The 26,581-nt window shown below is 71.9% G+C and carries 28 protein-coding genes and 1 pseudogene; 12 read left to right on the forward strand and 17 right to left on the reverse strand.

What is annotated here, in order from left to right; translation table 11 throughout:
• Positions 1–3 precede the first annotated feature (3 nt).
• The 4 genes from ACFWJX_RS17430 to ACFWJX_RS17445 form a co-directional block, all read right to left on the reverse strand.
• On the reverse strand, positions 4–1,005 hold the full coding sequence (locus ACFWJX_RS17430) for a serine/threonine-protein kinase (RefSeq protein ID WP_383243322.1): 1,002 nt from the start codon (positions 1,003–1,005) through the stop codon (positions 4–6).
• On the reverse strand, positions 1,005–1,562 hold the full coding sequence (locus tag ACFWJX_RS17435; protein WP_383243325.1) for a hypothetical protein: 558 nt from the start codon (positions 1,560–1,562) through the stop codon (positions 1,005–1,007). The genes ACFWJX_RS17430 and ACFWJX_RS17435 overlap by 1 nt, the downstream gene beginning before the upstream one ends.
• A gap of 7 nt (positions 1,563–1,569) precedes the next feature.
• Entirely contained in the window at positions 1,570–3,909 is a 2,340-nt protein-coding gene (locus ACFWJX_RS17440; RefSeq protein WP_383243328.1) for an FHA domain-containing protein, read from the reverse strand.
• 64 nt (positions 3,910–3,973) lie between these two features.
• Positions 3,974–4,384 (reverse strand): hypothetical protein, encoded by a 411-nt coding sequence (locus ACFWJX_RS17445; protein ID WP_383243331.1) that lies wholly within the window; start codon positions 4,382–4,384, stop codon positions 3,974–3,976.
• Between the two features lie 307 nt (positions 4,385–4,691).
• On the opposite strand from ACFWJX_RS17445, the gene ACFWJX_RS17450 reads away from it, so the two are divergent.
• Entirely contained in the window at positions 4,692–5,078 is a 387-nt protein-coding gene (locus tag ACFWJX_RS17450) for a nuclear transport factor 2 family protein (protein ID WP_383243333.1), read from the forward strand.
• An 81-nt stretch (positions 5,079–5,159) separates the two neighbouring features.
• Positions 5,160–5,456, forward strand: a complete 297-nt coding sequence (locus ACFWJX_RS17455; RefSeq protein WP_383243336.1) for a DUF1905 domain-containing protein — start codon at positions 5,160–5,162, stop codon at positions 5,454–5,456.
• On the opposite strand, the gene mgrA is transcribed toward ACFWJX_RS17455, so the two are convergent.
• The gene (mgrA, locus tag ACFWJX_RS17460; RefSeq protein ID WP_383243339.1) at positions 5,446–6,438 is read right to left on the reverse strand and encodes an L-glyceraldehyde 3-phosphate reductase; all 993 of its coding nucleotides are present in this window, start codon (positions 6,436–6,438) and stop codon (positions 5,446–5,448) included. The two genes, ACFWJX_RS17455 and mgrA, sit on opposite strands and share 11 nt — an antisense overlap.
• Positions 6,439–6,584: 146 nt before the next feature.
• On the opposite strand from mgrA, the gene ACFWJX_RS17465 reads away from it, so the two are divergent.
• Together ACFWJX_RS17465 and ACFWJX_RS17470 are read left to right on the forward strand one after the other, a co-directional pair.
• Positions 6,585–7,469, forward strand: a complete 885-nt coding sequence (locus ACFWJX_RS17465) for a LysR family transcriptional regulator (RefSeq protein ID WP_383243341.1) — start codon at positions 6,585–6,587, stop codon at positions 7,467–7,469.
• 51 nt (positions 7,470–7,520) lie between these two features.
• Positions 7,521–8,036, forward strand: coding sequence for a DUF664 domain-containing protein (locus ACFWJX_RS17470; RefSeq protein ID WP_383243344.1), 516 nt, complete (start codon positions 7,521–7,523; stop codon positions 8,034–8,036).
• On the opposite strand, the gene ACFWJX_RS17475 is transcribed toward ACFWJX_RS17470, so the two are convergent.
• Positions 8,018–9,088, reverse strand: a complete 1,071-nt coding sequence (locus ACFWJX_RS17475) for an adenosine deaminase (protein ID WP_383243346.1) — start codon at positions 9,086–9,088, stop codon at positions 8,018–8,020. The genes ACFWJX_RS17470 and ACFWJX_RS17475 overlap by 19 nt on opposite strands.
• A 67-nt stretch (positions 9,089–9,155) precedes the next feature.
• Entirely contained in the window at positions 9,156–9,548 is a 393-nt protein-coding gene (locus tag ACFWJX_RS17480) for a VOC family protein (protein WP_383243349.1), read from the reverse strand.
• Between the two features lie 185 nt (positions 9,549–9,733).
• Between ACFWJX_RS17480 and ACFWJX_RS17485 the strand changes: the two genes are divergently transcribed.
• Entirely contained in the window at positions 9,734–10,192 is a 459-nt protein-coding gene (locus tag ACFWJX_RS17485; protein WP_383243352.1) for a pyridoxamine 5'-phosphate oxidase family protein, read from the forward strand.
• Between the two features lie 24 nt (positions 10,193–10,216).
• Here ACFWJX_RS17485 and ACFWJX_RS17490 read toward each other — a convergent pair whose 3' ends face one another.
• From ACFWJX_RS17490 to ACFWJX_RS17505, 4 genes are all read right to left on the reverse strand, one after another.
• A complete protein-coding gene (locus ACFWJX_RS17490; protein ID WP_383243355.1) occupies positions 10,217–11,119 on the reverse strand; it encodes an aldo/keto reductase in 903 nt (300 codons plus the stop codon).
• Positions 11,120–11,148: 29 nt separating this feature from the next.
• Positions 11,149–12,039: a glycoside hydrolase family 19 protein gene (locus ACFWJX_RS17495; RefSeq protein WP_383243358.1), complete on the reverse strand. Its 891-nt coding sequence runs from the start codon at positions 12,037–12,039 to the stop codon at positions 11,149–11,151.
• A gap of 250 nt (positions 12,040–12,289) precedes the next feature.
• Positions 12,290–13,612 (reverse strand): aldehyde dehydrogenase family protein, encoded by a 1,323-nt coding sequence (locus ACFWJX_RS17500; protein WP_383243361.1) that lies wholly within the window; start codon positions 13,610–13,612, stop codon positions 12,290–12,292.
• Between the two features lie 134 nt (positions 13,613–13,746).
• Entirely contained in the window at positions 13,747–14,190 is a 444-nt protein-coding gene (locus ACFWJX_RS17505; RefSeq protein WP_383243364.1) for a MarR family winged helix-turn-helix transcriptional regulator, read from the reverse strand.
• 86 nt (positions 14,191–14,276) lie between these two features.
• On the opposite strand from ACFWJX_RS17505, the gene ACFWJX_RS17510 reads away from it, so the two are divergent.
• The 6 genes from ACFWJX_RS17510 to urtE all read left to right on the forward strand — a co-directional run bounded on the left by ACFWJX_RS17510 (position 14,277) and on the right by urtE (position 20,367).
• Positions 14,277–15,389: a substrate-binding domain-containing protein gene (locus tag ACFWJX_RS17510; protein ID WP_383243367.1), complete on the forward strand. Its 1,113-nt coding sequence runs from the start codon at positions 14,277–14,279 to the stop codon at positions 15,387–15,389.
• Positions 15,390–15,611: 222 nt separating this feature from the next.
• The gene (urtA, locus tag ACFWJX_RS17515) at positions 15,612–16,871 is read left to right on the forward strand and encodes an urea ABC transporter substrate-binding protein (RefSeq protein ID WP_383243370.1); all 1,260 of its coding nucleotides are present in this window, start codon (positions 15,612–15,614) and stop codon (positions 16,869–16,871) included.
• Between the two features lie 64 nt (positions 16,872–16,935).
• On the forward strand, positions 16,936–17,832 hold the full coding sequence (gene urtB / locus ACFWJX_RS17520; protein ID WP_381183212.1) for an urea ABC transporter permease subunit UrtB: 897 nt from the start codon (positions 16,936–16,938) through the stop codon (positions 17,830–17,832).
• On the forward strand, positions 17,829–18,914 hold the full coding sequence (gene urtC / locus ACFWJX_RS17525; RefSeq protein ID WP_383243374.1) for an urea ABC transporter permease subunit UrtC: 1,086 nt from the start codon (positions 17,829–17,831) through the stop codon (positions 18,912–18,914). Before urtB ends, urtC begins: the two co-directional genes overlap by 4 nt.
• Positions 18,911–19,675: an urea ABC transporter ATP-binding protein UrtD gene (gene urtD / locus ACFWJX_RS17530; protein ID WP_383243376.1), complete on the forward strand. Its 765-nt coding sequence runs from the start codon at positions 18,911–18,913 to the stop codon at positions 19,673–19,675. The genes urtC and urtD overlap by 4 nt, the downstream gene beginning before the upstream one ends.
• Complete coding sequence (urtE, locus tag ACFWJX_RS17535) at positions 19,675–20,367, forward strand: urea ABC transporter ATP-binding subunit UrtE (RefSeq protein WP_383243379.1); 693 nt, start codon at positions 19,675–19,677, stop codon at positions 20,365–20,367. The genes urtD and urtE overlap by 1 nt, the downstream gene beginning before the upstream one ends.
• Before the next feature lie 44 nt (positions 20,368–20,411).
• On the opposite strand, the pseudogene ACFWJX_RS17540 reads toward urtE, so the two are convergent.
• Positions 20,412–20,801 (reverse strand): annotated as a pseudogene (locus ACFWJX_RS17540) (hypothetical protein); the annotation flags it as partial.
• Positions 20,801–21,187, reverse strand: a complete 387-nt coding sequence (locus ACFWJX_RS17545) for a YciI family protein (protein ID WP_383243382.1) — start codon at positions 21,185–21,187, stop codon at positions 20,801–20,803. The pseudogene ACFWJX_RS17540 and the gene ACFWJX_RS17545, both read right to left, overlap by 1 nt.
• 117 nt (positions 21,188–21,304) lie before the next feature.
• Here ACFWJX_RS17545 and ACFWJX_RS17550 point away from each other — a divergent pair, with 117 nt between their 5' ends.
• A complete protein-coding gene (locus ACFWJX_RS17550; protein ID WP_383243385.1) occupies positions 21,305–22,333 on the forward strand; it encodes an acyl-CoA dehydrogenase family protein in 1,029 nt (342 codons plus the stop codon).
• Positions 22,334–22,345: 12 nt separating this feature from the next.
• Here ACFWJX_RS17550 and ACFWJX_RS17555 read toward each other — a convergent pair whose 3' ends face one another.
• From ACFWJX_RS17555 to ACFWJX_RS17570, 4 genes are read right to left on the reverse strand one after another with little or no spacing between them, the layout of a single operon-like run.
• Positions 22,346–23,485 (reverse strand): LLM class flavin-dependent oxidoreductase, encoded by a 1,140-nt coding sequence (locus ACFWJX_RS17555; RefSeq protein ID WP_383243388.1) that lies wholly within the window; start codon positions 23,483–23,485, stop codon positions 22,346–22,348.
• Positions 23,486–23,523: 38 nt separating this feature from the next.
• A complete protein-coding gene (locus ACFWJX_RS17560) occupies positions 23,524–24,720 on the reverse strand; it encodes an SfnB family sulfur acquisition oxidoreductase (RefSeq protein ID WP_383243390.1) in 1,197 nt (398 codons plus the stop codon).
• Between the two features lie 7 nt (positions 24,721–24,727).
• Positions 24,728–25,282 (reverse strand): NADPH-dependent FMN reductase, encoded by a 555-nt coding sequence (ssuE, locus tag ACFWJX_RS17565; protein ID WP_383243393.1) that lies wholly within the window; start codon positions 25,280–25,282, stop codon positions 24,728–24,730.
• 59 nt (positions 25,283–25,341) lie between these two features.
• Positions 25,342–26,559, reverse strand: coding sequence for an acyl-CoA dehydrogenase family protein (locus tag ACFWJX_RS17570; RefSeq protein WP_383243396.1), 1,218 nt, complete (start codon positions 26,557–26,559; stop codon positions 25,342–25,344).
• Between the last annotated feature and the right edge of the window lie 22 nt (positions 26,560–26,581).

Consider the following 26,581-nt stretch of genomic DNA (forward strand, 5'->3'; position numbering starts at 1 on the left):
GCTTCAGGCCGGGCGGCTCGACGGTTCGAAGACCGGCGCCGCCCAGCGGGGCGGAGGCTTCGGCCGTCCCTCCCCCGCCGCCGCGACCCTCCGGTCCACCTCCGTCGGCGGGTGCCGCTCGGGTGGGCCGCCCAGGAGGGCCGTCCGCAGGGCGGCGACGAACGTGAGGCAGGTGGCGTGACGGGCGTCAGGGGTCTTGGCCAGGGCCTGCGCGAACACCTCGTCGACGGCGGGCGGCAGGTCGGAGCGGGACCCGGTGAGTGGGGGCGGCTCGTCGTACTGGTGGGCCCAGAGCAGGGCCATGTCGTCGTCGCGGCGGAACGGCGGGTGGCCCGCGAGGGTCTCGTAGACGACGCAGGCCAGGCCGTACACGTCGCAGCGGCCGTCGACCGGGCGGCCGGAGATCTGCTCGGGGGCGACGTAGTCGAGGGTGCCGACGAACTGGCCGACGGTGGTGAAGCCGGTGAGGGACAACGACTTCTTCGTCAGGCCGAAGTCGGTGAGGTAGACGTGCTCGGGGTGGTCGCTGTCGGTGCCGCGGTCGACGAGGATGTTGCCGGGTTTGACGTCGCGGTGGACCAGGCCGTGTTCGTGGGCGGCGTCGAGGGCGGAGGCGACCTGCGCGGCGATGCGGGCGGCGGCGGCCGGCGGCAGCGGTCCACGGCGGTCGAGGAGGTGGCGCAGGTCGCTGCCGGCGACGTACCGCATGGCGATGTAGAGGAGCCCGTCGGTCTCGTCGGCCTCGAAGACCGGCACGATGTGCGGGTGGTCGATCGCGGCGGCGACCCGGGACTCGTGGGTGAAACGCTTGCGGAAGGTGTCGTTGCGGGCCAGTTCGGGGGCGAGCAGCTTGAGCGCGACGGTCCGTTCCAGGCGCAGGTCGCGGGCACGGTACACGACGGCCATGCCGCCGCGTCCGATCTCCCGTTCGATGCGGTAGCCCGCAACCTGCCGGCCGATCAGGTCGGAGGGCCGGCCGGAGAACAGGCTCGTCTCGCGGCTCATCAGGGGTCACCCTCGGGCGTCACGACCCGGGTCGGGGCGTGGCCGAGGTCCTCGGCGACGTCCTGGGCCGCGGCGGGCGGGTCGTCGGCCGCGTAGGTGCTCAGCCGGGTGCCGTCGCCGTACGCCCAGCGGGCCTGGGCGGGGTCGTACAACCACATGGACTCGCCGTCGACGACCACGCCGATCCGCAGGCCCTGGGTGCGGCGGCGGAAGGTCTCGCCGTCGAGGCCGCCCGCGGCGAGTTCCTCGACGGCGGCCCGGTACCGTGCGAGGGCCTGTTCGGTGCGGCCGAGCAGCGGGCGGGGGTCGGCGGTGGTGGTGAGGGTGTCGTCGGAGAGGGGCGGGTCCTGGGGTACGGCGACGAGATAGCGGCCGTCCACCCAGGCCGACCAGCCGTTGGAGCAGAGCACGTGTCCCCAGTCGCCGCGCCGCTCGACGAGCCGGACGGGCAGCAGCGGGTCGAGGGGGACGGTGGGCCGGGCCGGGTCGGGGGCCTCCCATGCGGGCATGCCCTGCTGGGGGACGACATGCGTGGGCCGGAAGCCGGGGGTCGTCATCGCGGGCCTACTTCCGCATCACGGCGGGTTCGTGCCGGCGCAGCAGCCGGGCGACGACGTATCCGAAGACGGCCGAGAGCACGACGAGCATGCCCACGTCGAGCAGCCACACGCCCGCCGAGTGCGCGAACAGCGGGTCGCCGGTGAGGTCGCCGGGCACGATCCGGGCGAGGTCGAGGGTGCCGGCCATCGCGCCGAACGCCCAGCGGGAGGGGATGAGCCAGGCGAGCTGCTCCAGGCCCGGCAGGCCGTCCAGCGACAGCAGGGCGCCGCAGAAGACGACCTGGACGATGGCGAGGAGCACCAGCAGCGGCATCGTCACCTCCTCCTTGCGCACCAGCGCGGAGACCACCAGGCCGAGCATCATCGCGGTGAAGGCGAGCAGGGCGACGGCGACGGTGATCTCGGCCAGCGGGGGCATCAGCACGCCCTCGCCGCCGGGGGCGTTCAGGTCGACGCCGAGCAGGGCTACGAGGGTCAGGACGACCGCCTGCACCACGGTCACGGCCCCCAGGACGACGACCTTCGACATCAGGTACGCCGATCTGGACAGGCCGACGGCGCGTTCGCGCTGGTAGATCACGCGTTCCTTGACGAGTTCGCGTACGGCGTTGGCGGCGCCGGTGAGGACGCCGCCGACGCACAGGATCAGCAGCGCGTTCATCGCGGTGTCCCGGGTGAGCTGACTGCCGGCGAGGGCGCGGGCCATGGCCCCCATCACGAACGGCAGGGCGATCATGATGGCGAGGAAGGTGCGGTCGGCGCTCAGTGCGGCCGTGTAGCGGCGAACCAGGGTGCCGAGCTGGGCACCGCGGCCGCGCGGCCGGGGCGGCGCCGGTACGACGACCGGGCCGGAACTGGGCAGCAGCGGCTGGGCGCTGGAGTCGACGACGTACCGGCGGCGCAGGGGCGAGGCGGCGTACTCCCCGGCCCAGTCGCGGTCCCGGTCCCGCTCGAAGGCCTCGAAGGCCTCGGGCCAGTCCGCGAATCCGAAGAAGGCGAGGGCGTCGTCGGGCGGGCCGTAGTAGGCGGTCCGGCCGCCGGGCGCGAGGACGAGGAGGCGGTCGCAGACGTCGAGGCTGAGGACGCTGTGGGTGACGACGACGATCGTGCGGCCGTCGTCGGCGAGGCCGCGCAGCATGTGCATCACCGAGCGGTCCATGCCGGGGTCGAGCCCGGAGGTCGGCTCGTCGAGGAAGAGCAGGGACGGTTTGGTCAGCAGTTCCAGGGCGACGCTGACGCGTTTGCGCTGGCCGCCGGAGAGGCTGTGCACATGCTGGTCGGCGCGCTGTTCGAGGCCCAGCTCGCGGATGACCTCCTCGACGCGCGCCCGGCGCTCGGCCTTGGCGGTGTCCTGGGGAAAGCGCAGCTCGGCGGCGTAGGTGAGCGCGGCGCGGACGGTGAGCTGGGCGTGCAGGATGTCGTCCTGCGGGACCAGGCCGACGCGCTGGCGCAGTTCGGCGTAGTCGCGGTAGAGGTCGCGGCCGTCGTAGACGACGGTGCCGTGGTCGGCGGGGCGCTGTCCGGTGAGGGCGCCGAGGAGGGTGGACTTGCCGGCGCCGCTGGGTCCGACGACCGCGAGCAGGCATTTCTCCCCCACCGGGAACGACACGTGGTCGAGGAGGACCTTGCGGCCGTGATCGACGGCGACGGTGAGGTCCTGCACGTCGAGGGAGATCTCGCCGGTGTCGACGTACTCCTGGAGCTCGTCGCCGACCAGGCAGAACGCCGAGTGGCCGATGCCGACGATGTCCCCGGGGGCGAGGGGGGCGGCCGTGACGGGCAGGCCGTTGAGATAGGTGCCGTTGTGGCTGCCGAGGTCGGCGATCTCGAACGTGCCGTCGGGCAGGGCGCGCAGTTCGGCGTGCCGGCGGGAGACGACGAGGTCGTCGAGGACCAGGTCGTTGTCGGGGGCGCGGCCGATGCGGACGGTGCGGGTGGGCAGGGGGCGGACGGTGGTGGGCCGCCGGAACGTTCCGGTCATGGCGGGGTTGGCCACCGCGGAGGGGCGTTGCGGTGCCGGCCGCGGGCGGCCGGTCAGGACGGCGCACGGGCCGTCGTCCGGGCTGCCGAAGCGGATGACGCTGCCGGGGCCGATGCCCCACTCGTGGACCCGGCGCCCGTCGGCGTAGGTACCGTTGGTGCTGTGTTCGTCCGCGAGCGTCCAGTGGTCGCCCTCGGGCCGTAGCACCGCGTGGTGCCAGGAGACGCGGGCGTCGTCGAGGACGATGTCGCTGAGCGGGTCGCGGCCGACGCGGTAGTCGTGGCTCGGGATCATCACCGTGGCGCCCGTCTCGGTCTCCAGCACGAGTTCGGGTGCGGTGGGGGTGGTCGGCGGCTCCGCCATGCCGGAATTCTATCGATTCGCACCCTTGTGCGCCGTGTGGGGAATCCGGCCGCGGGCGGTCCGGTCAGCCGACCGGCATCACCAGCGGCGGGATGGTCCGCTGCATGCGCAGGGCGTCGACGGACTCGGCGAGCAGCTCGTACTCGGTGGTCTCGTCACTCACGGCGATCCGCACCAGCCGCCCGACCGCCAGTTCGTCGGCGACCAGTTCCTGCCGGTCGATGTCGGCGCACCAGGCCCGCAGCAGACGGGGGACGTCCGGCGTGGTGTCGGCGACCGGGACGAGGGCGTGCGGCGGGATGCGTGTGCTCTCCGGCTGCGGGTCGAGCCGCTCGGCGATCCAGGAGGCGCGATCCCGCAGCCACCACAGGGCGAGCGCCAGCGTCGGGGCCCGGTAGGTGCCGAGCGGTACGCCTATGCGGCGGCCGTCGCACACTCCGTACGCGGTGACATGGCACAGGAATTCGTCGTGCACGTCCTTCTCCCCCGTCGCTCGCTGCCGGTGCGGGCCTCGCTTTCCGTGCGGCTCCTGTGGGGTGAACTGCCCCTGCTGTTTGAGTATGTTCACTACTGAAACACTGTCACCATGCTTTTTTGGCCAGTCTCTTGGCATATTCCACGCCGTTCATGGCCGAAATACGGCGGGCGCAAGGTGACCCCGTCATTACCCCGGGGGTAATCGACCCGCAGGGCGGGCGCGGGCAAGGTGGTCACACCGGATCGGCGATACCCGAATCCGGGTCCTGACCAGGATCGACGACCTCTTTGGAGGCTGATTTCCCATGTCCGCGCAGACCGACCGCTACCAGGACGCCGTCACCCGCTATTTCGGGGCCTGGAACGCCCGCGATCCCGAGACCCTCGCGAAGGCCGTCGCCGAGGCCTGGGCCCCGCAGGGCGGCTACACCGACCCTCTCGCCGAGGTCCGCGGCCACGAGGGGATCACGGCCGTGATCACGGCCGCGCAGGCGCAGTTTCCGGGCTTCGCCTTCCGGCTCACCGGCACGGTCGACGGGCACCACGACACGGCCCGCTTCTCCTGGGAGCTGGTGAGCGAGTCCGGGGGAGGGTCGGCGCCGGTGGCCGGATCCGACGTGATCACACTGGACGCCGAGGACCGCATCGTCTCCGTCCTCGGATTCCTCGACCGGGTGCCCGCGGAAGCCTGAGCGATGAATTCATTCGCTCGCGGCGGTCTGTCCGGAGAAGGCCGCAAGAAGACCGGAAGACCGCCGCGAGTGGAGGACACCATGACCGCCGACGCACAGCCGGAACACGTGGAAGCGGAATTCACCGCCGCCCTGCGCAAGAGCCCCGGGAAGGGCGGCTGGACCTATGTGATCTGGCCGGATTCCGTAGATTTCTTCGGCACCCGCGGACTGGTCAAGATCGGCGGAACCGTCGACGGGCATCCGTTCCGGAGTTCGTTCATGGCACTCGGGGACGGCACCCACAAACTTCCCGTCAAGGCCGAGCTGCGCAAGGCCATCGGAAAACAGGAAGGCGACGTCGTCACCGTCCGCCTGACGGAACGGCTCAGCCGTTGATCACCGCGTCGATACGGGCCAGCTCGTCCGCGTCGAAGTCCAGGTTGTCCAGGGCGCCGACGCTGTCCTCGATCTGCCGGGCGCTGCTCGCGCCGACCAGGGCGGAGGTGACCCGGCCGCCGCGCAGCACCCAGGCCAGGGCGAGCTGGGCCAGGGACTGGCCGCGGGACTTGGCGATGTCGTCGAGGGCGCGCAGCTTGCCCACCAGTTCACCGGTCAGCGCCTCGGAGTTCAGGAAGGGGCTGTCGCTCGCGGCCCGCGAGTCCTCGGGGATGCCGTCGAGGTAGCGGGCGGTGAGCACGCCCTGCTCCAGCGGGGAGAAGACGATGGAGCCGACCTGGAGCTCGTCCAGCGCGTCCAGCAGGCCCTCGCTCTCGGGCCGCCGGTCGAGCATCGAGTAGCGCGGCTGGTGGATGAGCAGCGGGGTGCCCAGCTCGCCCAGGATGCGGGCGGCCTCGCGGGTCTGCTCGGCCGAGTAGTTGGAGACGCCGACGTAGAGCGCCTTGCCCTGCTGGACCGCGGAGTGCAGGGCGCCCATCGTCTCCTCCAGCGGAGTCTCCGGGTCGGGGCGGTGCGAGTAGAAGACGTCGACGTACTCCAGGCCCATCCGCTTCAGGCTCTGGTCCAGCGAGGACAGCACGTACTTGCGCGAGCCCCACTCGCCGTACGGGCCCGGCCACATCAAATAGCCGGCCTTGGTGGAGATCACCAGCTCGTCCCGGTACGGCGCGAAGTCGGCCTTCAGGAACTCGCCCAGTGCGGACTCGGCGGCACCGGGCGGCGGGCCGTAGTTGTTCGCCAGGTCGAAGTGGGTGATGCCGAGGTCGAAGGCGCGGCGCAGGATGGCCCGCTGGGTCTCCACGGGACGGTCGGGCCCGAAGTTGTGCCACAGTCCGAGCGAGAGCGCGGGGAGCTTCAGGCCGCTGCGTCCGGTGCGCCGGTAGGGCATGTGCGCGTAGCGGTCGGGGTGTGCGGTGTACAACGCGACTCCAGGAGGGGGTTGGCTCGGAAGATCGGTCCACGGCAACCGTAGATCGGTTCACGGGACCGTCACCCACTCTCGCCCTGCCTGCGGGTAGTGGTCCAACAGAAGAATCCGATGGTATTCAGCGGATACGCTTCTCAATCATGGAACTGCGCCACCTCCAGCACTTCGTCGCGGTCGCCGAGGACCAGCACTTCACCCGGGCCGCCGAACGCCTGATGGTCTCCCAGTCGGGGCTGTCGGCGTCCATCCGCGCGCTCGAGCGAGAACTGCGGGCACCCCTGTTCGTCCGTACCACCCGTCGGGTGACGCTGACCGAGGCGGGCCGCGCACTGCTCGCGGAGGCGGAACGGATCCTGGCGCAGGTGCGGGCCGCGCACGAGGCGGTGGCGGCCGTGCAGGGCGTGGTGCGCGGCACCCTGTCCGTGGGCACCGAGCAGTGCATCGCCGGGGTGCACGTGGCGCGGCTGCTGGCCGCGTTCCGGCGGCGCCACCCGGACGTGGAGATCCGGCTGCGGCAGTCCGGCTCGGGCGCCCTCGCCGAGGAGGTGGCCGCCGGACGGCTGGACCTGGCCTTCGCCTACCGCACCCAGGCGGACAGCGACCAGTTGCGCTCCGCGTCGCTCACCGACGAGGCGATGTACGTGCTCTGCCATCCCGACCACCGGCTCACCGGCGCCGCCGCCGCGCTGACCCCGGCGGACGTCGCCGACGAGGTGTTCGTCGACTTCCACCCCGACTGGGGCCCGCGCCGTGCCACCGACGCGGCCTTCGCGGCGGCCGGAATCCGCCGTACGGTCGCGCTGGAGGTCAACGACGTGCACAGCCTGCTGGACCTGGTGGACGAGAACCTCGGCATCGCCGTCGTACCGCGTCACTTCCGGCACAAGCGGGAGGCGCTCACCGCGCTGCCGCTCAAGGGGACCGGCGAGGTGGTGTACGAGACCGTCGCGCTGCTGCCGCCCGCCCGTGCGACCAGCCCGGCGGCACGCGCGCTGATGGCGCTGCTGGAGACGGAGCGCGGGTAAGGGTCCGGCCAAGAGGCGGCGCCGGGGCGGCGGGTGCGCGATGGTGGACGTATGCATGCGAAGGACATCCTCATCGACGGCTACGGCCGCATCCAGGAAGAGGTCCACGCCGCCGTCGGAGGCCTGGACCCCGACGACCTGAACGCCCGGCCGACCGCCGAGACCAACTCGGTCGCCTGGCTCGTCTGGCACCTCACCCGCGTCCAGGACGACCACATGGCCGACGCCTTCGGGCTCGATCAGGTGTGGCTGTCACAGGACTGGGAGAAACGGTTCGGACTGGACCTGCCGCGCCGGGACACCGGGTACGGGCACAGCGCGGCGAAGGTCGCCAAGGTGCGGGTCACCGACGGCGACCTCCTCACCGGGTACTACGACGCCGTCCACGCGCAGACCCTCCAGGCGCTGCGCGGGGTGACCGCGGCGGGCCTGGAGCGCGTCGTGGACGAGCGCTGGGACCCGCCGGTCACGCTCGGCGTACGTCTGGTCAGCGTCCTGTCCGACGATCTCCAGCACGTCGGACAGGCCGCCTATGTCCGCGGACTGCTTCAGAGCGCGGCGGCGTAACCCGGAAGGACGACGTCCTCGATGAGGGCCTCGCGCTCGTCGAACGGGATGAACGCGCTCTTGAGGGCGTTCACCGTGACGGTGCGCAGGTCCTCGACCGTCCAGCCCGCCTCCTCGACCAGCAGCGACATCTCGCGGGTCATCGTCGTCCCCGAGACCAGACGGTTGTCGGTGTTGAGGGTGACGCGGAAGCCGAGGTCCTTCAGCGCGGTGATCGGGTGCTCGGCGATGGAGGTGGCCGCGCCGGTCTGGAGGTTGGACGTCGGGCACATCTCCAGCGCGATACGGCGGTCGCGCACCCAGCCGGCCAGGCGGCCGAGCTTGCCGTCGACGATGTCGTCGGTGATGCGTACGCCGTGGCCGATGCGCTGGGCGCCGCACACCTGGAGTGCCTGGTGGATGCTGGGCAGCCCGTGGGCCTCACCGGCGTGGATGGTGAAGGGGACGTTCTCGCGGCGCAGGTGCTCGAAGGCGTCCAGGTGGTCGGCGGGCGGGAAGCCGTCCTCGGCGCCCGCGATGTCGAAGCCGACGACGCCCGCGTCGCGGAAGGCGACCGCGAGGTCGGCGGTGGCGCGGGTCCGGTCGAACATGCGCATGCCGCAGAGCAGGGTGCCGACGCGGACCGGGGTACCGGCGGCCGCCGCCTTCGCCATGCCGGCCGCCAGACCCTCCTGAACCGTCTCGACGACCTCGGGGAGCGTCAGCTCGCCGTTCAGCATCAGCTCGGGGGCGTAGCGCACCTCGCCGTAGACGACACCGTCGGCGGCCAGGTCGAGGACGTACTCCTCGGCGGTGCGCAGCAGGCCCTCGCGGGTCTGCATCACGGCGAGGGTGTGCTCGAAGGTCGCTATGTAGCGGACCAGGTCGCCGGAGTTGGCGGCCTCGAAGTACCAGGCGGCCAGCTCGTCCGGGTCGGTGGTCGGCAGGGCGTGGCCGACCGCGGCCGCCAGCTCGACGACGGTGGCGGGGCGCAGGCCGCCGTCGAGGTGGTCGTGCAGGACGGCCTTGGGAAGCCGGCGGAGGGTGGCGGTGTCTACGCGCGTAGCGGTCATGGTGGGTCTTTCCTCGGGCGTGGCGGGGCGGTGGGGCGGGGTGCGGGGGCCGGTCGGGTCCGTGGGGTCAGCCGGCGGGCTGGAGCAGGTCCCAGCGGTTTCCGTACAGGTCCTGGAAGACGGCGACGGAGCCGTACGACTCGTGGCGGGGCTCCTCCAGGAAGGTCACGCCGGCGGCGCTCATCCGGACGTGGTCGCCCGCGAAGTCCTCGGTGTGCAGGAAGAAGCCGACCCGGCCGCCGGTCTGGTCGCCGACCCTGGCACGCTGGGCGTCGTCCTTGGCCCTGGCGAGCAGCAGGCCGGTGCCGTCCTGGTGCCCGCCCGGCCGCACGACGACCCAGCGGGAGCCGTCGGGGCGGGCCTCGTCCTCGACGAGACGGAAGCCGACGGCCTCGGTGTAGAAGCGGATCGCCTCGTCGTAGTCGTCGACGACGAGGGTGACCAGGGCGATGCGACTCATCGGAGCCTTTCGGAGAGCTGATTAGCGGGAGAGGTTATACGTAAAACTTCCCGGGCGCCAGTCCCTACCGGAGGGACCGGGTCCGCAGGGCCTCGGAAGGGCCGGGGGCCTAGGACTCGCGTCCCGTGCGCGGTCGGGACCGGAGACCGAGGCGGGCGGGGCGGGTGGTTGGCTAGCGTCCTGGCATGGAGATCATCGAGCCGCTTCGCGGCCCTCGGCAGCGCAGGCTGGACGTTCTCGACCGGCTGGACCGGGAGATCGACGTCTGGGTGGCCACGGCCGGGCCGGACGGGGTGCCGTGTCTCGTCGCGCTGTGGTTCGTCTGGGACGGGGAGTGTCTGTGGCTGTCGACGCGGCTCACCAATCCCACCGGCCGCAATCTGCGGGACGGCGGCCGGGCCCGGCTGGCCTTCGGGGACACGCGGGACGTGGTGCTGATCGACGGGGACGTGACGACGTACACGGGAGGCGAGGTGCCGCTCGGGGCGGTGGACGCGTTCGCCGCGAAGACGGGGTGGGATCCCCGCCGGGACAGCGCGGCGTACGCGTTCTTCCGGGTGCGGCCGCGTGAGGTGCAGGCCTGGCGGGAGGAGCGCGAGCTGCGCGGGCGGCATGTGATGCGCGAGGGGGTGTGGGCCGCGTAGCCGTACCGGCAGCCCGGGTCGCCCTCAGCCCGCTTTCACGTGGGCCTCGTTCAGGCGGTCCAGTTCCTCGTCCGTCAGCCGGAGCGCTCCCGCCGCCACGTTCTCCCTGAGGTGCTCGGGGTTGCCGGTGCCGGGGACGGCCAGGACGTGCGGGCCCTGGGCGAGGGTCCAGGCCAGGCGGATCTGCGCGGGGCTCGCGCCGTGGGCTCGGGCCGCCGCCAGGACCGCTTCGTCGTGGGCGGTCGTGGCGCCCCGCAGGCCGCCGTCGCCGGCGACGGCGTAGAAGGGGACGAAGGCGATGCCCTGTTCGCCGCACAGGCGCAGGAGTTCCTCGGCGGCGGGCCGGTGGTCGCCGAGGCCGTAGTGGTTCTGGACGCCGACCACCGGGGCGATGGCCTGCACCCCGGCGAGATGACGGGGCTCGACGCCGGAGATGCCGGGGTGACGGACGAGTCCGGCCTGGCGCAGCTCCGCGAGGGCGCCAAGTGTTCGGCGATCGACTCCTGGCTCATCCGGCGCAGGTGGTCGAGGTCGAGGTGGTCGCGGCCGAGCTGCGCAGGTTCTCCTCGACGTGGCCGCGGAGGTCCTCGGGGCGGGCCGAGGTGCCCCACTCCCCCGACCAGTCGCGGAAGGGGCCGACCTTCGCGGTGATGAGCAGGTCGTCCGGTACGGGGCGAGCGCGCTGTTGATCAGTTCGTTGGCGGAGCGCAGCGTGGAGAAGTAGAAGGCCGCGGTGTCGATGTGGTTGACGCCGAGGTCGACCGCCTTGCGCAGAACGGCGACCGACCGGTCGCGGTCGCTCGGTGTGCCGAGGTGGAAGGCGGCGTCGCCCGTCGGCCGCATCGCGCCGAAGCCGATGCGGCCGACGGTCGTGTCGCCCAGTCTCCGGGTGCGTGCGGCGTCCGCGGTGATCGTTTCCGAGGTCATCGGCGGAGTCTCGCGCACACCGTCCGGGGTCAGCAGTACAGATTGCCGCCCGGGGAGACGCCGAGGATCTGCGCGAACTGCTGGTACTTGGTCACCCGGCTCTGCACCTGCGCGGGGTTCTTGCCGTCGCACTCCAGGGAGCCGTTGATGGAGCGGATGGTCTGGCCGAAGCCGGCGCCGTTGACCATGGCGTTGTGGGGGGTCATGGTCCCGGGGCCGTTCTGGGTGTTCCAGTACCACAGGCCCGTCTTCCAGGCCACGGCCGCGTCGTTCTGCACCAGCCAGGGGTTGTTGAGGAGGTCGATGCCGAGCGCGTCCCCCGCGGCCTTGTAGTTGAAGTTCCAGCTGAGCTGGATGGGGCCGCGCCCGTAGTACGCCGCCTGGCCGGCCGGGCAGCCGTAGGGCCGGCTCCAGTCGCAGTAGTGCGGGTAGTTGGCGGTGTTCTGCTCGACGATGTGCACCAGCCCGCCGGTCTCGTGGCTGACGTTGGCGAGGAAGGCCGCCGCCTCCTGCTTCTTGGTGGTGTCGCTGCCGGTGTTGGCGAAGCCGGGGTAGGCCTTGAGCGCTGCGGTGAGGCCGCTGTAGGTGTAGAAGGAGTTCCGGCCCGGGAACATCTGGTTGAACTGCGCCTCGGTGACCACGAAGGTGCCGACGGGCGTCCCCGAGCCGGTGTCGCAGGCGTACGGCTCCCAGTACCAGGTGCTGATGAGGGGGTCGTAGCCCGGGTTGTCGTGCTCGGCGACGTAGGCCCTGCCGTCGGTGTAACGGACGATGTCGCCGGTGCGGTAGGCCTTGCCCGCCACCCAGCTCGGGTAGCTCGAACAGGCGGCGGCGGACGCGCTCGTGGCCGGCAGGAGCACCGGTACGGCACTGGAGAGGACGAGCGCGGTCACGACCGCGGAGATACGGCGCCTCGACACGGGATCAACTCCTTCGCGGAGCACGGCCGTCCCCGGCGCGGGCAGGGCGGAGCCCGGCCCGGTACGCGTGCCGGTGGGACCGGTCGCGGCGGGGCCGGCCGTGGTGGGGGGTGTGGAGCCACACTCAACCGCTTTGGTCTGTACCAGTCAAGGGTGTAGACCAGTCAACCCGGCCGGAGCCCGGCCGGGTCGGCTGTCGTGGCTGCCCCGAGCACTCCGGCCCGCACCGGGGACCCGCCCCCGCGTCGGCTCAGCCCAGCGGCTTCGCCAGCACCGCCTTGCGGTGACTGAAGGTCTCCATCGAGTACCGGCCGTGGTAGTTGCCCATGCCGCTCTCCCCCACACCGCCGAACGGCAGGTCGGAGACGGTGAGATGGGCGAGCGGCAGGCCGTGGCCCAGACCCCCGGAGGAGGTCTCGGCGGCGATGCGCGCGCGGGTCTCCTCGGACTCGGAGAAGACGTACAGCGCGAGCGGCTTGTCGCGGTCGTTGATGAACTCGATCGCCCCGTCGAGGCCGTCGGCGGTCACGATCGGCAGGATGGGGCCGAAGATCTCCTCCCGCATGACGGGTGAGGCGGGGTCGACGTCGGCCAGAACGGTCGGCGCGATGTACTTGTCCGTACGGTCGCTGCTCCCGCCGACCACGACCCGGCCGGAGTCGAGCAGCCCGGTGAGCCGGTCGAAGTGGCGCTCGTTGATGATGCGGCCGTACTCGCCGGAGGTCTGCGGGTCCGCGCCGTGGACCTTCTCGACGGCCTCCGCGAGGAGGGGTTCCAGGGCGGCGGCGGTCTCGGGGTCGGTGAGGACGTAGTCGGGGGCGACGCAGGTCTGGCCGGCGTTGAGGAACTTGCCGCGGGCCAGCCGGTCGGCGACGACGGCGAGGTCGGTGCCGCGGTCGACGAACGCCGGTGACTTGCCGCCGAGTTCGAGGGTGACCGGGGTGAGGTGCTCGGCGGCGGCGCGCATCACGACGCGGCCGACGGTGCCGTTGCCGGTGTAGAAGATGTGGTCGAAACGCTCGGCCAGCAGCGCCGTGGTCTCCGGGATGCCGCCCTCGACGACGGCGACCGCGTCGGTGTCGAGGTACGCGGGCAGCAGCCGGGCCAGGGCCGCGGAGGTCGCCGGGGCCAGCTCGCTGGGCTTGACGAGGACGGCGTTGCCCGCGGCGAGGGCGCCGACGAGCGGGGCGAGCAGCAGCTGGGCGGGGTAGTTCCAGGGGGCGATGACGAGGACGACGCCGAGCGGGTCGTACTGGGTCCAGGCGCGGGCGTCGGCGCCGAGGTGCGCGGGGACCGGGGCGGGCTCGGGGCGCAGCCAGTCGTCGAGGTGGTCGAGGGTGTGGTCGATCTCGCGGACCGTGAAGTCGATCTCGGTGCGGTAGGCCTCGGTGGCGCTCTTGCCGAGGTCGGCGTGGAGGGCGGCGGCCAGGTCGGCGCCCCGTTCGGTGAGCATCTCGCGCAGACGGCGCAGCTGTCCGGTGCGCCAGTCGGCGGGCTTGGTGCGGCCGGTGCGGAAGGTGGCGCGCAGCCGGGCGACGACGTCGGCGGGCTGCTCGGGGGTGGCGGTGGTCACGGTGCCTCGCTGGTGGTGCAGGGGCTTCTCAGCCCTGGGTTCAGGGGGCGAGCGGGCGGCTCGGTGTATATGCCAACCTTTCAGGTGCCAAACTACATTCCCCAGCTCGACGGTCACCTTGCGTGGCGTCGTCGCTACACGTGTGTCGACTCGTCCAGCGTCTCGGCGAGGCGGCCCAGCAGGGCCCGCAGCAGTTCCTCGTCGCCGTCGCCGTCGCCGCGCGCGGGCCAGGCGGTGTGCGCGGCCCGGTCGACGCGCTTCCAGTAGTCCCGGCCGCGCGGGGTGAGATGGGCGAGGATGCGGCGCCGGTCGAGAGGGTCGACCCGGCGGTGCACGAGGTTCTGGTCGACGAGGTGGTCGACCAGCTTGGTCAGGGTGGGCGGCGGCAGGAACGCGGCCTCGGCGATCGCCGTCATGTGGTGGCCGGAGCCGTCGGACAGGAGCGCGAGCACCCGCCAGGCGTCGAGCGAGCAGCCCTCCTCGTCCAGGGCGGCCTGGAGCCGGCGGGCGGCCAGTCGCTCGGCCCGCGTGAGGAGCTGCATCAGGCCGTGCGGGCCGCGCGGAGTAGAGGTGGGCATCCCGGCATCCTGCTCCTAGGTCACGAGGTGTGCACATCGTATGAGACGGGGTGGAGTTCACCCGGTGGACGCGGAAGCATGACGGCATGTTCCGGCACGATTCCCCGGCCCCCGACTGGTTCACGGCCGACGACTCCGTCCTCGGCGTGGCGCTGGTCTTCCCGATGCAGGGGCCGGCGGGGATCTTCGGCCCGGCCTGCGAGCTGTGCGCGCGGCTGGCGGCCGAGGAGGTCAACCGGGCGGGCGGGGTGCTGGGCCGGGAGCTGCGGTTGGTGCCGGTCGACGGCGGGGCCCCGCCGCGCGAGGTCGCCGAGCATGTCGAGGCCCTGGTGGACCTCGGGGTCGTGCAGGGCGTCACGGGCTGGCACATCTCCTCCGTCCGCCAGTCCCTGGCACCACGGGTCGCCCACCGGGTGCCGTACGTCTACACCGCACTGTACGAGGGCGGCGAGCACACGGCCGGGGTGTTCCTCACCAGCGAAACGCCGCGCGACCAACTGCGGCCCGCGATGGTGCTGTTGGCGCACGAGCGCCGGGTGCGGCGCTGGTTCGTGGTCGGCAACGACTACGTGTGGCCGCGCCGAACGGCACGGGCGGCGCACACCTATGCCCGCGAGTCGGGGGGCCGGATCGGCGGCGAGGTGTATCTCCCGCTGGGTACCCACGACTTCGAGCCGGTGCTGCGGCGCATCGAGCGCTCCGACGCGGATGCGGTGCTCCTGCTCCTGGTGGGCAGCGACGCGGTGCGCTTCAACCGGGCGTTCGCCGCGTACGGCCTGGACGCGCGCTGCCTCCGGCTGAGCACGCTGATGGACGAGAACATGCTGATGGCGAGCGGCCCTTCGGCCACCGTGGACCTCTACAGCACGGCCGGCTTCTTCGCCTCCCTCGCCAACCAGGACACCCTCGACTTCCACGGGCAGTACGCGCACCGCTTCGGCATCGAGGCGCCCTCCCCGGGCAGTCTCGGCGAATCCTGTTACGAGGGCGTCCTGTTGCTGGCCGCCCTCCTGCGCGGCGCGGGCAGCACGGACGTGACGGCGATCGGCGCGGCGGCGGACACCGTCTCCTACGAGGGACCGCGCGGGCTGCTGCATCTGCGGGGCAGCCATGTCCGCCAGCGCATCTACCTGGCCCGCGCGGACGGGCTGGACTTCGACGTCCTCACGGAACTGGATCTCCACGCCTCCCGCTCTTGACAGGCCCCTGACCTCTCAAGATACTTCCCACAGAAAGTAACTAGAATGCCTCGGGCGAATTGTGAATGCGGACTGCGGATCGGTCCGAATGCATGTCACAACACCTCGGGGCGTTTTTTGTTGCCTCCGAGAAAGTCCAGTGAAACACGCTGGAAACAGGGCGACTTGAGGCTGTGGACCGCACTTCAGGAGGTTCTCTCCTCCACACCCGAGGGGGTTGTCTTGTCCAGCGGTTCACCCATTCTCCGCCGCCGGTTCCTGGCCGGCGGTGCCGCGCTCGCGGCCGTCGTCGTCCTGTCCGCGTGCGGCGCCAAGACCGACGCGGCCGGCTCGTCGTCCGACAAGGCCGCCAAGATCGACGTCAGCGGCGACACGGTCAAGGTCGGTCTGCTCAACTCGCTGTCCGGCACCATGGCGATCAGCGAGGTGACCGTACGCAACTCACTGCTGCTGGCCATCGACGAGATCAACGCCTCCGGCGGGGTGCTCGGCAAGAAGATCAAGCCGATCAGCGAGGACGGCGCCTCCGACTGGCCGACGTTCGCCGAGAAGGCGGCCAAGCTCATCAAGGAGGACGAGGTCGCGGCCACCTTCGGCTGCTGGACCTCCGCCAGCCGCAAGGCCGTCAAGCCCGTCTTCGAGAAGAACAGGTCGCTGCTGTTCTACCCGGTGCAGTACGAGGGCCTGGAGCAGTCCCCGTACATCTTCTACACGGGCGCCACCACCAACCAGCAGATCGTGCCGGCCCTCGACTACCTCAAGAGCCAGGGCTGGAAGAAGCTGTACCTGGTCGGCAGCGACTACGTCTTCCCGCGCACCGCCAACAAGGAGATCAAGGCGTACGCGAAGGCCAACGGCATGACGATCCTCGGCGAGGACTACGCGCCGCTGGGCTCCACGGAGTTCAGCACGATCGCCAACAAGGTGAAGGCCTCGAAGGCGGACGCCGTGTTCAACACCCTCAACGGCGACTCCAACGTGGCCTTCTTCAAGGAGTACAAGTCCGCGGGCCTGAGCGCGAAGACCATGCCGGTGGTCTCGGTGTCGATCGCCGAGGAGGAGGTCAAGTCGATCGGTTCGCAGTACCTGGCGGGCCAGCTCACCGCCTGGAACTACTACCAGACCACGCCGGGCGCGGCGAACGAGAAGTTCGTCGCCGCGTACAAGGCGAAATACGGCGAGGACAAGCCGACCAGTGACCCGATGGAGGCCGCCTACACGTCGGTCCACCTGTGGGCGTCGATGGTCGAGAAGGCCAAGTCGTTCGACCCGGAGAAGGTGAAGGCGGCCTCCGACGGCATCACCTTCGACGCCCCCGAGGGCAAGGTCACCGTCGACGGCGCCACGCAGCACATCCACAAGACCGCGCGCATCGGGAAGATCGGCACCGACGGCCTGATCACCGAGGTCTGGAACTCCGGCGAGCCCGTCAAGCCGGACCCGTTCCTCAAGGGCTACTCCTGGGCCGCCGACCTGTCCTGACCGTCCGTCGCACGGGGGACCCCGTCCCGGGCCGGGTCCCCCGCCTCCCTCACGGAGCCGCCCTGTGACCGTGATCCTCGGTCAGACCTTCACCGGCATCTCGATCGGTGCCGTCCTCCTGCTCATCGCGCTCGGCCTGTCGCTCACCTTCGGCCAGATGAACGTCATCAACATGGCGCACGGCGAGTTCATCATGGCGGGCGCCTACACGACGTATGTCCTTCAGAAGTCCATTTCGAGCGCGGGAATTTCGCTCCTCGTCGCGCTTCCCGTCGCATTTCTCGTGTCGGGCGCTCTGGGCGCCCTTCTGGAATGGCTGCTGATTCGCCGGCTGTACCTCCGTCCCCTCGACACTCTTCTCGTCACCTGGGGCGTCTCGTTGATGCTCCAGCAACTCGCCCGGGACATTTTCGGCGCGCCGAATGTGCAGACTCGCGCGCCGGACGTCCTCACCGGCAACATCACGCTCATCGGCGGTGACGATCCACTCAGCGTCGCCAACAGCCGGCTGTTCATCCTCGGCCTGGCGATCGCGGCGGTGGTGGCGCTGTCGCTGACGCTGCGGCTGACACCGCTGGGCCGCCGGATCCGGGCGGTGGTGCAGAACCGCGACCTGGCCGAGGTGTCCGGCATCTCCACGTCGCGCGTCGACCGCACCGCCTTCTTCATCGGCTCGGGTCTCGCGGGCGTCGCCGGGGTGGCACTCACCCTGGTCGGTCCGATCGGCCCGACGATGGGCACCAACGTCATCATCGACGCGTTCCTGGTGATCGTGGTCGGCGGTATCGGCCAGCTCAAGGGCAGCGTGATCGTCGCCTTCGTGCTGGGCGCGCTCCAGTCGGTCCTGGAGTACTCGACCACCGTCTCGGTCGCGAAGGTGCTGGTTCTGGTCGCCATCGTCGCGTTCCTCCAGTGGCGGCCCCAGGGGCTGTACACGCTGCGCACGAGGAGTCTCGTATGAACGTGCTCAAGGGACGCTCCGCGCGGGCGTGGGCCGGGTTCGCGGCCGGGGCGTTCGCCCTGTTCGCCGTCGCGCCCGTCGCCCTGTCCGACTTCCGGCTGGGGCTGCTGGCCAAGTACCTGTGCATGGCGATGGTCGCCGTCGGCATCTGTCTGGCCTGGGGGCGGGGCGGTCTGCTCACGCTCGGCCAGGGTTTGTTCTTCGGGCTCGGCGGCTACGCCATGGCGATGCACCTGAAGATCGCCGACGCGGGTCCCGGCAACCTTCCCGACTTCATGCAGCTGTACGGCACCGCCGCCGAACTCCCCTGGTGGTGGCGGCCGTTCGAGAACCCGGTGTTCGCGATCGCGGCGACCGTGCTGCTGCCGATGGCCGTAGCGGCACTGCTGGGCCTGTTCATCTTCCGCCGCCGGGTCAAGGGCGCCTACTTCGCGATCCTCAGCCAGGCGCTGGCGTCCGCGTTCGCGATCTGGCTGGTCGGCCAGCAGGCCACCACCGGCGGCACCAACGGACTCACCGACATCCAGGGCTTCTTCGGGTACGACCTCAACGACCCGGTGAACCAGCGGATGGTGTACTTCGTCATCGCCGCGGCCCTGCTCGCCCTGATGGCCCTCGCCCGTCAGCTCATCCACAGCCGCTACGGCGAACTCCTCGTCGCGGTACGGGACTCGGAGGAGCGGGTGCGCTTCCTCGGATACGACCCGGCCAACGTCAAACTCGTCGCGTACGTCGTCGCCGCCGGCATGGCGGGTCTGGCGGGCGCGCTGTTCGTGCCGGCCGTCGGGATCATCTCGCCGGCGCTGATCGGCATCGTCCCGTCGATCGAGTTCGTCATCGGCGCGGCGGTCGGCGGACGGGCCAGCCTGGTCGGCGCGGTGCTCGGCGCGCTCGCCGTGGCGTGGGCCAGGACGGCCCTGTCGGAGGAGTTCCCGGCGGGCTGGACGTACTTCCAGGGGCTGCTGTTCATCGTCGCGCTGGCGTTCCTGCCGGGCGGCCTGGCCTCGCTGACGAAGCTGGTCCGCAGGCGTCGGGCCGTGGCGGGGAAGTCGCCCGTGATTCCCGTGGGAGAGGCAGCATGAGCGGACTCCAAGTACGTCGACTGCGGGTGTCCTTCGACGGCTTCACCGCCGTCGACGGTGTCGACCTCGATGTGCGCCCCGGTGATCTGCGGTTCCTCATCGGGCCGAACGGCGCAGGCAAGACGACTCTGGTCGACGCGGTCACCGGTCTGGTGAAGGCGCAGGGGTCGGTGCGGTTCGGCGGCGCGGAGCTGCTCGGGCGCAGCGTTCACCGCATCGCGCGTTCCGGCATCGGCCGCACCTTCCAGACGGCCACCGTCTTCGAGGAGTTGACGGTCCTTCAGAACCTGGACATCGCGGCGGGCGCCGGGCGTGGCGCGTGGACCATGCTGCGCCGCCGCAGGGGCGTCCCGGAGCCGGTGGCCAGCGCACTGGAGACCGTCGGGCTGAACGGGTCGGCGGACTCCCCCGCCGGGACGCTGGCGCACGGCCAGAAGCAGTGGCTGGAGATCGGCATGCTGCTCGTGCAGGACGTACAGCTGCTGCTGCTCGACGAACCCGTGGCGGGCATGAGCCACGACGAGCGGCAGGCCACGGGCGAGCTGCTCCAGCGCATCAGCGAGGAGCGGACGGTCGTCGTCATCGAGCACGACATGGACTTCATGAGGTCCTTCGCGCGCAGCGTGAGTGTGCTGCACGCGGGCCGGGTGCTCAGCGAGGGCACCGTGGCCGAGGTCCAGGCGGACCCGAAGGTGCAGGAGGTGTATCTCGGGCACACGGCCGCCGAGGACGCCGCGGACGTGGCCGTACAGGAGGCGTGATGCTCCAGATCGAGAACGTCCGGGTCGGCTACCACCGCAGCACCGTGCTGCACGGCGTCTCCGTCGAGGTCCCGGTGGACGGTGTCGCCGCCGTGCTCGGGCACAACGGGGCCGGCAAGAGCACGCTCCTGCGCGCGGCGGTCGGCCTGCTCACCCCGTCCGCCGGGACGGTCCGGCTGGACGGCGAGGACATCACCCGCCGTAAGCCGCACGAACGGGTCGCGCGCGGGATGGCGTACGTGCCGCAGGGCCAGCAGGCGTTCCCGCACCTGACCACCGCGGAGAACCTCCAGCTCGTCGCGGACGGCCGCCGACGCGGCAGGGAGGCGGTCGCCGAGGCGCTGGACCTGTTCCCCGCGCTGCGGGTGTACTCCTCGCGGCGCGCGGGGCTGCTGTCCGGCGGCCAGCGGCAGCAACTCGCCATCGCCCGCGCCCTGGTGACGGAGCCTCGGATCCTGCTCCTGGACGAGCCGACCGAGGGCATCCAGCCTTCGGTGGTCGCCGAGATCGAGGAGACGATTCTCGCGCTGGCGACCCGCGGCGGCCTGTCGGTCCTGCTGGTGGAACAGCACGTCGGCTTCGCGATGCGGGCGGCCCAGCGGTACTACGTCCTGGAGGCGGGCCGGGTCACCTCGTCCGGGGCGGGCGGCCGGGACGCGGAGCGGTCGGTGCGGGAGGCGCTCAGCGTGTGAGCCACCGGCCTCTCGGCAGCCGTACCGGATCAGCGGGTCAGTTGACGCAGGCGCCGGTCGCGGAGGACCCGCTCGGCCGGACTCCCGGTGGGCGCGAGCGCCGCCTCGTACGCGCGTACGGCTTCGGGGGTACGGCGCAGACGGCGCAGCAGGTCGGCGCGGACCGCGTGCCACACGGGGTAGTCGTCGAGGCCGAGGGCGTCCACGAGGCCGAGGGCCCGGCGCGGGCCCTCCGTCTCGGCCACGGCGACCGCCCGGATGATCCAGCCGGCCGGGCTCGGCGGGACACCGGTCTCCGGCCGGCGGCGCACGGCCGTGGTGGAGGCGTCCTGCACCGCCTCCTCGGCGAGGTCGATGTCGCCGAGGAAGCGGACGAGGACGGCGACGGCACGGCCGTACTCCGCGCGGAACGCGGCCTCGACGTCGAGCGTCATCAGGCCCCGCCGGTCTCGGTGGTCTCGCCTGTCTCGGTGGTCTCGCCCATGAAGGGGCGCACCTCGATGGGCAGGGTGGTGGCCCAGGCCGCCCGGCGGCCCCAGTGCAGGGCGGCGTCCAGGTCGGGGGCCTTGATGAGGCAGATCCCGCCGAGGTGCTCCTTGCCCTCGGCGTACGGCCCGTCGGTGACCAGGACGTCGCCGCCCCCGGGCCGCAGCACGGTGGCCGTCCCCGGGCCGTGCAGTCCGCCGGCGAAAACCCAGGCGTCCGCCTCGCGCAGCTCCCGGTGGAACGTCTCGAGGTTGCGGCCGATCCGCGCCATCTCCTCCCCCACGGGCGGCTCGTCGCCGGTGGGTGTGATCACGCTCAGCAGGTAGTGCTTCATGTCGGCCTCCGTGATGCGGTCCCTGGCATCGCCGTGCTGCGGTGCCCTTCACCTCCTACGCGAACGGCACACCCCCGGATCGACACCCCGCGCGGCGACACCGGAAGAATCCTGTCCATGACCGCACCGCACCCGCTCGTCACCCGTGCCCGGCACCTCGCCGGCACACTCCTCGCCCCGCACGCCGAAGAGGTGGACCGGTCGGAGGTCCCCGCCGGTCATCTCGCGGAGATCCGGCGCTCGGGCCTGCTCGGGGTGAACGCGCCGAAGGAGTACGGCGGCTCGGCGGCGCCGGCGTCGGTGGTGCGCGAGACGGCGGAGATCCTCGCCGGGGCGTGCTGCTCGACCTGGTTCGTGCAGACGCAGCACCACACGCCGGTGCTGACGCTGGCCAGGAGCGAGGGCCCGGTGCGTGAGCGACTGCTGGGCCCCCTGTCCCGAGGTGAGCTGCTGTCGGGTGTGGCGTACGCCCATCTGCGCGGGTATCCGAGGAGGCCGGTGCGGGTGACGCGGGACGGGGACGGTTGGCGCTTCGACGGACGGGTCCCCTGGTACACGGGGTGGGGACTGAACGACGTGATGCTGCTGGCCGGTGTGACCGACGCCGACGAGGCACTGTTCGCCTTCGCCGAGGCGCGCGAGCAGCCGGGGCTGCGGGCGTCGCCTCCGATGCGGCTGACCGCGCTCACCGCGTCCCGCACGGTCTCCCTGGAGCTGGACGGGTTCCGGCTGCCGGAGGAGGCGGTGGCGCTGCGGACGCCGTTCGCGCGGTGGGCCGCGACGGACCGGCCGAAGACGGTGGCCGCGAACCCGGCGGTGTTCGGCGTGACGGAGGCGGCCCTCGCCCTGCTGGACGGGGACACGGCGGCTCCGCTGCGCGCCCGCCTCACCGAGGTCCGCGACCGGGCCTACGCGCTGGCCGACCACCCGGTCCCGAGCGAGCACCTGGACGAGCGACTGGCGCTGAGGATCCGGGCGTACGAGGTGCTGCACGCGGCGACGACTGCAGCGGTGGTGGCGGGCGGCGGCCGTTCCCTGTCGCTGACGAACCGGGCCCAACGGCTGGCGAGGGAGGCCCTGTTCCTCATGGTCCAGGGCCAGACACAGGAGTCGCGCAGGGCCCACCTCGACGCCCTGACCGTCTAGCGGCGCGGGGGGTCAGCCGGCGAACGGCACCTGCACCGCAGCCCCCTGCTCCCCCGCCGGATGCCTCCACAGCCCCTCCGCGGCCAGCCGTGGCAGCACCCCCTCGCCGAACCAGTAGGCCTCCTCCAGGTGCGGATACCCGGACAGCACGAACTCCTCGATTCCCAGTGCCGCGTACTCCTTGATCCGGTCGGCGACCTCCGTGTGGCTGCCCACCAGCGCGGTCCCCGCACCGCCCCGGACCAGCCCGATCCCGGCCCACAGGTTCGGGTGGATCTCCAGGCCGTTCCGGTCGCCGCCGTGCAGGGAGAGCATCCGCCGCTGTCCCTCGGACTCGCTGCGCGCCAGTCCGGCCTGGACGGACGCCACGGTGGCGGGGTCGAAGCCGGCGAGCAGGCGGTCGGCCTCCGCCCAGGCCGCCGCGGAGGTGTCCCGCGTGATGACGTGCAGCCGGATGCCGAACCGTACGGTCCGTCCCTGCCGGGCCGCGAGCCCCCGGATCCAGGCGATCTTCTCCGCGACCTGCGCGGGCGGCTCGCCCCAGGTGAGGTACACGTCCACGTGCCGGGCGGCGATCTCCCCGGCGATCGGTGAGGAACCCCCGAAGTACACCTCGGGGACGGGGTCCGGCACCCGCGCCAGCCGGGCGTCCTCGACCCGGAGATGCTCGCCCTTCAGGTCGACGGCCTTGCCCTCCCACAACTCCCGGACGATCTGGAGGAATTCGCCGGTACGGCGGTAGCGGTCGTCCTTGTCGAGGAAGTCGCCGTAGGCGCGCTGCTCGTGGCTCTCGCCGCCGGTGACGACGTTCAGCAGCAGCCGACCGCCGGTCTGCCGCTGGAAGGTCGAGGCCATCTGCGCGGCGAGCGTGGGCGAGACGAAGCCGGGCCGGAACGCGACCAGGAACTTCAGCCGCTCGGTGTGCCGGCTGACCATGGCGGTGGTCAGCCACGCGTCCTCGCACCAGGCGCCGGTCGGCGTGAGCGCACCCTCGAAGCCGAGGTCCTCGGCGGCGCGGGCGATCTGGCCGAGGTAGCCGACCGTCGGGGGCCGGTCCCGTCCGGAGGCGGTGGCGGGGGTGCCGTGGCCGCCGCCGACGACATGGCGGCTGTCGCCGTTGGTGGGCAGGAACCAGTGGAAGGTGAGGGACACGTGGGGTCTCCGATCGGCGATGTCCGGCTGGGGCTTGCTCAGAGGAGGCCGTGGCGGGGTGGGCGGGTCCCGTTGAGCGCGTACCGGCCGATGTGCTGGAGCTTCCAGCGGGCGGGGTCGTGCAGGGTGTGGGTGCGGGCGTCGCGCCAGTGCCGGTGCAGGTTGAGGGAGTGCAGCGCCGAGCGGGTGCCGGACACCTCGAAGAGGGCGCCCGCCACCTCCACGGCCGTGTGTGCCGCGTGCACCTTCGCGGCGGCGACGGCGACGGACGCCTCGGCGGCCGTGTCGTCGGTGAGACCGGCGGCCGCCACGTCGACCGTGCGGGCGGCCTCCCGCAGGAGCGCCTCCGACGCCCTCACCTGCACGGACAGCTCGCCGAAGCGCTGGATCAGCAGCGGATCCTCGGCGGCCGTCTCGACACCGCTCTCGAACCAGGGCCGGCTCTTGGTCCGCACGAACTCGGCCGCCTCCGCGAGGGCGCCCGCGGCGATGCCGGTGTCGATGGCGGCGTGCAGCAACTGGGCGACCGCGCCGTGGAGTTGCGGCCCTTCGAAGGTGAGGTGGTGGGGCAGGACCCGGTCGGCCGGCACCGGCACGCCGTCGAGACGGACGGTGCCGCTGGCCGTCGTCCGCTGGCCCATGCCGTCCCAGTCGTCGACGACGGTGAGACCGGGGGCGTCGGCGGGCACGTAGGCGACGTGCAGGTTGTCGTCCTCGGCGCGGGCGAGGACCGGGATCCAGTCGGCGAAGAGCGCGCCGGTGGAGTAGTGCTTCGTGCCGGTGAGCGTGTACGAGCCGTCGGGCCGCGGTGCCAGGCGGGTGCGGATGTCCTGGACGTGCCGGGTGCCCGCCTCGGACTGGGCGTTGCCGAAGCGGCGCCCGGCCAGCAGCTCGGCGAAGAAGAACTTCCGCTGTTCCTCGGTTCCCTGACGGCGGATCACGTTGACGTAGGCGAAGTGGCTCTGCGGGATCTGCGCGAGGCTGCCGTCGGCGGTGCCGAGCAGCCGGAAGATCTCCGCGAGGGTCCCTGCGCTCACGTCCGCGCCGCCGTGCTCGGCGGGGACGGTGACGGCGAGCAGACCGGAGGCGGAGAGCCGGTCCACCTCGGTTCGGGGCAGGCACCGTTCGGCGTCCCGCTGGGCGGCTCCGGCCCGGAACTCGTCGGCCAGGGCGGCGGCGACGGCGAGTGCCTCGGCGTCGTCGGCGATCACATGGGCGATCACAGGGGCGGTCATGATCGCCTCAGCTCGCCGCGGCCAGGTACGGCGTGCGGCCGAGGGCGGTGGAGAACTGGTCGACGACCTGGCCGAGGGCCTCCGCGGCGGCGGGCGCGACGGTCAGCGAGCCGTCCTCGTGGGCGGTGATGTCCTTGTCGAGGGTGAACCAGCCCTGCACGATGTGGGTCGCGCCCATGGAGTTCAGCACGGGCCGCAGGGCGTAGTCGATGGCGAGGACGTGCGCGACGGAGCCGCCGGTGGCGAGCGGCAGCACGGTCTTGCCGGTCAGCGCGTACTGCGGCAGCAGGTCGAGGAGCGCTTTGAGGACACCGGAGTACGACGCCTTGTAGACGGGCGTGCCCACCACGATGCCGTCGGCGCGCGCGAACAGCTCGGTGGCCTCGACGATCGCGGGGTGGCGGAAGTCGGCGCCGAGCAGGGCCTCGGCCGGGACGGTGCGCACGTCGAGCGGGACGACCTCGTGTCCGTGGGCGATGAGCCGCTCGTCGAGGTGGCGCAGCAGGCGGCCGGTGCGGGAGGTGGCGGAGGGGCTGCCGGAGACGGACAGGACGGTGGCCATGGGTCCTCTTTCGGGAGGAGGGCGGGGGCGCCTCGGTGCGGGAGGCGCCCCCGGGGCGGTCAGGAGTACCAGGTGGGTTCGGGCAGTTCGCCCTCGAGGACCCAGCGGCCGACCTCGCGCCGCTTGTAGGCGACCGGGTCGTGGAGGGTGTGGGTGCGGACGTTGCGCCAGAAGCGGTCGAGGCCTTCGGAGGTGGCGGTGGAGCGGGCTCCGGTCACCTCGAAGATGCGGCTGGAGATCTCCAGGGCGACGTCGGTGGCACGGGCCTTGACCGCGGCCACCCGTACCTCGAAGTCGCCGCGGGTCTGGGCGGTGACCGCGTCGGGGTCGTCGTGCAGCTTCTGTCCCTCGGCGGCGACGGCGTCGGCGAGGGCCTCGACGGCCCAGAGCTTGGCGGTGAGGTCGCCGTAGACGTCGATGACGTAGGGCTCGTCGACCGCCCGCTCGTGGCCGCCGTGCAGCCAGGAGCGGGACTTGGTGCGGGTGTAGGTGGCGGCCGTCTCCAGGGCGCCACCCGCGATGCCGAGGTAGAAGTTGACGAACACCAGCTGGATGGTGGGGACGTTCAGGGTGTTGTAGACGCGAGGCTGGAACACCTTGTCGACGTAGCCGGCGGCCGAGGACCAGGGGGTGCGGACCCCGTCGAGGGTGACGCTGCCGCTCTCGGTGAGGCGCTGGCCGATGTTGTCCCAGTCGTCGTGGAAGGTCAGGCCCTCGCTGTCGGAGGGCACGATGGCGAAGACGTGCTGGTCGGTGCCGTCGAGGACGCCTTCCAGGACGGTGACGTCGGAGACCCTGCTGCCGGTGGAGAAGGACTTGCCGCCGGTGAAGACGAGGTCGTCGCCGTCCTCGGTGACGGTGACGTCCTTGTCGCGCGGGTTGACGGCCCCGCCGAAGAACCAGCGGTTGCGCGCGGCCTCGGCCTCCACGTGCTCCCACTGTTCGCGGGTGCCGACGAGGCGGGCGGCCCAGTTCCACAGGTAGTGGTAGCCGAGGAGCTGGCCGATGGAGCCGTCGGCCTTGGCGATCTCGCGGACGACGCGGTAGGCGGTGGGCCACCCCTCGCCTCCGCCACCGTGCTCGACGGGGCCGAGCAGGGTGACCAGGCCGGCGTCCTTGAGAAGCTGGACCTCGGCGTGCGGGGCGGCGCCGGCCCGGTCGCGTTCGGCGGCGTCGGTGGCGAGGACGGCGGCCACCTCGGCGGCGCGGGCGATCCACTCGTCGGCGGTGGCCGGGGCGGGGCGGGTCTGCCAGTCGGTGGGCGTGACGGTGCTCATGCTCGGTGACCTCTTTCGCAGT

Source organism: Streptomyces sp. NPDC058335 (assembly GCF_042723915.1).
Classification (GTDB): domain Bacteria; phylum Actinomycetota; class Actinomycetes; order Streptomycetales; family Streptomycetaceae; genus Streptomyces.